At 30.9% G+C, this 3750-nt stretch carries 4 protein-coding genes and 1 pseudogene; 4 read left to right on the forward strand and 1 reads right to left on the reverse strand.

The window, feature by feature from the left end:
- Nucleotides 1-476: 476 nt before the first annotated feature.
- From WA010_RS03740 to WA010_RS03755, 4 genes are all read left to right on the forward strand, one after another.
- Nucleotides 477-1397: a helix-turn-helix transcriptional regulator gene (locus WA010_RS03740; RefSeq protein WP_422555826.1), complete on the forward strand. Its 921-nt coding sequence runs from the start codon at nt 477-479 to the stop codon at nt 1395-1397.
- A 64-nt stretch (nt 1398-1461) separates the two neighbouring features.
- The gene (locus tag WA010_RS03745) at nt 1462-2133 is read left to right on the forward strand and encodes a hypothetical protein (protein WP_422555827.1); all 672 of its coding nucleotides are present in this window, start codon (nt 1462-1464) and stop codon (nt 2131-2133) included.
- Complete coding sequence (locus WA010_RS03750; protein ID WP_422555828.1) at nt 2123-2767, forward strand: hypothetical protein; 645 nt, start codon at nt 2123-2125, stop codon at nt 2765-2767. The genes WA010_RS03745 and WA010_RS03750 overlap by 11 nt, the downstream gene beginning before the upstream one ends.
- A 69-nt stretch (nt 2768-2836) precedes the next feature.
- Nucleotides 2837-3172: a leucine-rich repeat domain-containing protein gene (locus tag WA010_RS03755; protein ID WP_422555829.1), complete on the forward strand. Its 336-nt coding sequence runs from the start codon at nt 2837-2839 to the stop codon at nt 3170-3172.
- Nucleotides 3173-3222: 50 nt separating this feature from the next.
- On the opposite strand, the pseudogene WA010_RS03760 reads toward WA010_RS03755, so the two are convergent.
- Nucleotides 3223-3750, reverse strand: a pseudogene (locus tag WA010_RS03760) (cell division protein FtsZ); the annotation flags it as partial.

The raw sequence follows: 3750 nt of genomic DNA on the forward strand, positions 1-3750 counted from the left end.
CCATAAACTGGTGCATGCAGGCAAAATTGCCGTTCATGGGTTCGTTATGAGTGAAGAGGGGCTTAAACTCAGCTATAGTGAAACAAGAATGGACTCGTAAAGCCCTATTTTATGGAGATGTAGGCACATTTTTTGCAGTAAAATAGTGTAATAAATAGGACTTTTTGATAACTTTTACGTAATACTTTTTAAAGAGGAACTACACAAAAACTTCACATTTTTTTGAAGATTAAAATTGATATTTACTTCTCTGGGTTGATACAAAAAATATCTCGTCTCCATATGGCAAAAAGCATTAAATCAAGTGCCAAAATCACTGCTAAATAGTGATTTTGATGCAATGCGATGCAATTTAATGCAATATAAACTACACAATTTTTGGCAAAAAATAAACATACAGTATAGTTGTCAAGAGCATAGAATGATTTAGTATTAATTATCTTGGTACAATATACCAAAATCATTAAAGGTTTGTAATGGCATATAAACATGACTATGACAAAATCTTAACACGACTCACAATTATTTTATCAAAGCTGAATGACGGAGAATCTCTATCCGAAAAAGAGTTAGCATTAGAGTTTAATGTCAGCACAAAAACACTGCAAAGAGATTTTAACGATAGGCTGTCTTCTTTTCCTATTTACAAAGAAAATAAAAAATGGAAGATGCAAAACGGTTTTAAAATCGAAAAAACAAAATCGTTAGAAGAACAGCTCATTTTAGACATCATCGAAAAAATGACCGAGAGCATCGGTGGAAATTTTGCAACCAAATCACATAAATTACTTTCAAAAATAAAAAATGAAGAGTTCAATCCCATCTATACCAAACTCAACATCGAAGACATCACGGATAGATTCGATGACATCAAACTTATAGAACACGCCATAAAAGAGAAAAAAGAGTTGGAATGTTCTTATGAAAACGATAGAGAGGGGAAATTTCAAGCACGACTAAAACCGCTCAAAATAGTAAACTATGAGGGATTTTGGTACTTGGTGGCGTTCAGAGACGATTATCTTGAAAAATACTACCTCAAAACACTCTCAAATATCAAACAAACCGATACCGTTTTTTCAACCGATGACAAAATAGATGATTTGCTGAACAACTCCCTATCCATCTGGTTTAAAGCAAACATAGACCCCTTTACAGTAAGACTCTACGCCGATACTACCGCTACAAAATATTTCAATAGAAGACCTCTTCCCACCCAAAGTATCGAATCTGTTCATCAAAACGGCACAATGGAATTTACGGTAAAAATAACCGATGAGATGGAAATCATTCCCATCATAAAATATTGGATTCCTCATTTAAGTGTATTAGAACCTTTGTGGATTTACGAGATGGTTAATGAAGATTTGCAAAGCTATTTGAGTAATCAGACATGAAGGTGTCGGATAAACTAAGTAAAATTTATAAATTTTATTACAAAATGAGACAAGGATTATTCAAGTGATAGAAGCAGAAATAAAAAATAAAATTCCAAAGCTAGAAACTTGGGAAGATATTTTAACCTCTAATGTCTTTGGATTATCAGAATTAATAAATTATAACTATCTAATAGAGATTCTCTTAAAAGCAAAAAATCACCAAGGTGATTCCACAGAAAATAGTTTAAAAAACAAACAAATAAAAAATATTGAACTATGGAAATCTTTTAAAAATATCGGAGAGCCTGATGTATTAGTGACATTGGATGATGACACATTTTTTATTATAGAAGTAAAATACTTTAGTCATGAACATAATAAAAAAGAGCAAATATCTGAAGAAGATTCTACTCAATTTAATGAAAAAGGGCAGCTTGCAAAATATCTTAACCTCGAAATAGATAGCAAAAAAAGTAATTTCATTATTTATTTAACAGCTGATTATCAAAGTCTAAAAATGATTGAAAACGGTGGTAGTACAAGTAAAGAACACTTAGATAGTATCTACCATATTCATTGGAATGATTTTAATGAATATCTTATACAAATAGAATGCGATGGTATTGAAAAAAAAGTGATCAACAAAATTATTCAATACCTCAATTTTAAAGGATTTATATTTTGGCGTGGATTTGAGTATAAATGCGAATACGATAATCTAAAAACAGATATAGGAGGATTTTATGAAAGATGAGCAAAAAGAACAAATAACAAACATTGTCAATGCCTTTAAATTGCTAAATAAAGACATTAGAGAATCTTTTAAAATTATGTGTGATGAATTAGAAAGATCTAAAGGTTTTGAAAAAAAATGGAAGAAAAATGAAGACGGTAATAAAAATTATACAAGTTTCTTTGATGGCAATAATGATTGGTATTATTTAAACTGCTACGGCGTGTATAATCAAAACGTTATAGGTTTTACTTTTATCATTAGTATAAATTATGATGAAAAAGGAGATACAGAGTATTCAGAGTTTATAGATAATTTAGACAAAAATATCAATAAAAACACACCAATGCTCTGTATATTTGGTATTTATGAACCTATACACCAAGATAATATAAAACTATTAGGCAACTATGATTTGCATTACGTTGATGCAATATTACAATTTACAGATGATTGGAAAAACTATGAGAAAGAAAAAATAAAATATGATGAATGGCTTAAGGTAGAGGTCAATTACCAAAATGATAATAAAATAAAAAATGGATATGAGGGATGGTATAAAAAAGCAAAAGTTAAAATCAAACATATTACAGATATTTCATCTAAAGAAGAGGCTCATAGAATTATTAATGAATTAATTAACTGTAAATTCTAAAATAAAATCAGACACAAAGCTGTCCACTCCCTATTTTATACTTCTAACAAATCGATGTTAGGGTGTAATATGGAATCAAATGACTTGGCAATTCAGTTAACGCAATGGGCAGAAAAATATCAAATAGATGACATACTAAGTATAGCTAACACGTATGAAGCGTTGCTGAGTTTAAAAAGTTTGGACTTATCCCATAAAAGATTGGATTCCGTACCAAGTTGTCTATTTGAGCTATCTTCTCTCCAAACGTTAAACCTCTCTCACAATCAACTCACAGAACTGCCTCAAGAGATAACCAAGCTTACAAATCTCAAAGTTTTAGATATTTCTTGGAACCATATCACACACAATATAGATTTTTTATCTTCGGAAATAAAAATAAAAAAAGGTTGGAACCGACAATGAAAAAATTATCACAAGAAGAATTGGATAAACACACCATTTTTATTCAACATCTAAAAAACATTGTTAGCTGGCTCCATATGTATTTTCTCAAATCCAGTAGCTACAAGAGTCACCCGAATAAAATCAATGGGTAAAGTTTCATTGGTAGTCGTAGCAAAAATAACATCAGTTGACTCAGCAACATTTTTTTGTATAATCTCCATTGCCTCACTTAGTTTCATAAAATCAAATGCAGGGTGCATGGTGAAATGAACCAAAATTCCTGAAGCATTTTTTATGGGAGTTTCCTTAATGTTTGCCAACTCTATCGCTTTCTTGATTCCATCAGATGCGGCTTTCTCTCCTTTGGATTCACCAATACCTGCAATAGCAACTCCTCGATGAGACATAATCGTTTTTAAATCCATAAAATCAAGGTTAATATCATTTTCACCACTGGAAAATATAACACCAATTATACCTTTCATGGTACGGGCGAGGACACTATCTACAATTCCGAAACACTCTGAAATTTTCATTTTAGTATCCATTATGGAAAGGAGTTTATCGTTTGGTATAACAATTACACTGTCCGATAC

It is taken from the genome of Sulfuricurvum sp. (genome assembly GCF_049305995.1).
GTDB lineage: Bacteria > Campylobacterota > Campylobacteria > Campylobacterales > Sulfurimonadaceae > Sulfuricurvum.

Bases quoted from the DNA above. Each gene is read 5' to 3' on its own strand.
- WA010_RS03740 (WP_422555826.1), top strand. From the start codon at position 477: ATGGCATATAAACATGACTATGACAAAATCTTAACACGACTCACAATT.
- WA010_RS03750 (WP_422555828.1), top strand. From the start codon at position 2,123: ATGAAAGATGAGCAAAAAGAACAAATAACAAACATTGTCAATGCCTTT.
- WA010_RS03755 (WP_422555829.1), top strand. From the start codon at position 2,837: ATGGAATCAAATGACTTGGCAATTCAGTTAACGCAATGGGCAGAAAAA.